Below are 1,202 nucleotides of genomic sequence, written 5' to 3' on the forward strand. Positions count from 1 at the left end.
GGCTGTAATGGACTCTCCCCGCACCACCTTTCTTCTATAAATCCGAGGTGCCTGTTCAACTGGGAGAGCTTCGATGAAACGCATCGCAATCGATTTGGCCAAGTCCGTTTTCCAGGTTGCCGAGAGTACCCATGTCGGTCGGGTGGATCGCCGCAAGCGGCTCGATCTGTCGGCGTTTCGCCGATATGTACAGGAGCAGCCGGAGCCTGTCGAGTGGGTCATGGAAGCCTGCGGCACCGCTCACTATTGGGGGCGGGTGATGCAGGCGCAGGGGCATCGGGTCGTGCTGCTGCATCCACGTTATGTGCGTGCCTATCGGCGACGTAACAAGACCGACCGCAACGACTGCGACGCCATTCTCGAAGCCGCACGCTGCGAAGGCATGCGGCCGGTTCCGGTGAAGAGCCTGCAACAGCAACAGGTCCAGCAACTGCATAAGCTGCGCGAAGGCTGGAAGAAGACCCGCGTACAGCGCATCAACCTGCTGCGCGGCATCCTGCGTGAGGCGGGCGTCCCGGCGCCGAACGCTACCCAGGCCTTTCTGCGCCAGGCCTGCGCGCTGATCGAGCGCCCCGAAGTTGCTGCCCTGCGTGGCGTTCTGCAAGTGGTGCTGGCCGAGATCAGCCTGTACGAGCAGTCGATGCGCGAGTGCGAAGAGCAACTGGCGCGCTGGCATGCCGACGACGAGATCGTGCGCAAACTCGACGACGTCAGCGGCATTGGCCTGCTGACCGCCAGTGCACTGAAGGCCGCCGTCGGCCAACCGGAGCGTTTCGCCAGTGGCCGGCACCTGAGCGCCTGGCTGGGCATGACCCCGAATGAGCACAGCAGCGGCGAACGCAGGCGGCTGGGGCATATCAGCCGCCAGGGCAATGTCTACCTGCGCACCTTGCTGATCCACGGCGCACGCGCCGCACTGCTGGCCGCGAAGCGCTGCCAGGCACGCACCCCGCAGCGGCTGACCCAGTTGCAACGCTGGGCATTGCAGACGGCCGAGCGCATCGGCCACAACAAGGCGGCGGTGGCACTGGCCAACAAACTGGTGCGGATCTGCTGGGCGGTGTGGTGCCACGAGCGGCGCTTCAGCGGCGACTGGCAAAGCGTAAAGCCCGCCTGACGGCGGGGGTAATCAGTAAGGCGTCGTTTTTCTGGTGGTTGTGGTGAACAGCGAGACTGTCGGAACAGGCGAGTCCTGCAGCGGA

General features: G+C 64.5%; 1 protein-coding gene. It reads left to right on the forward strand.

From position 1 onward, the window contains the following. Positions 1-73 precede the first annotated feature (73 nt). Complete coding sequence (locus ACWKV7_RS23640) at positions 74-1,117, forward strand: IS110 family RNA-guided transposase (RefSeq protein ID WP_483860154.1); 1,044 nt, start codon at positions 74-76, stop codon at positions 1,115-1,117. The last annotated feature ends 85 nt before the right edge of the window (positions 1,118-1,202 follow it).

The sequence above is a fragment of the Zestomonas ipomoeae genome (assembly GCF_057128665.1).

Bases quoted from the DNA above. Each gene is read 5' to 3' on its own strand.
- ACWKV7_RS23640 (WP_483860154.1), top strand. From the start codon at position 74: ATGAAACGCATCGCAATCGATTTGGCCAAGTCCGTTTTCCAGGTTGCC.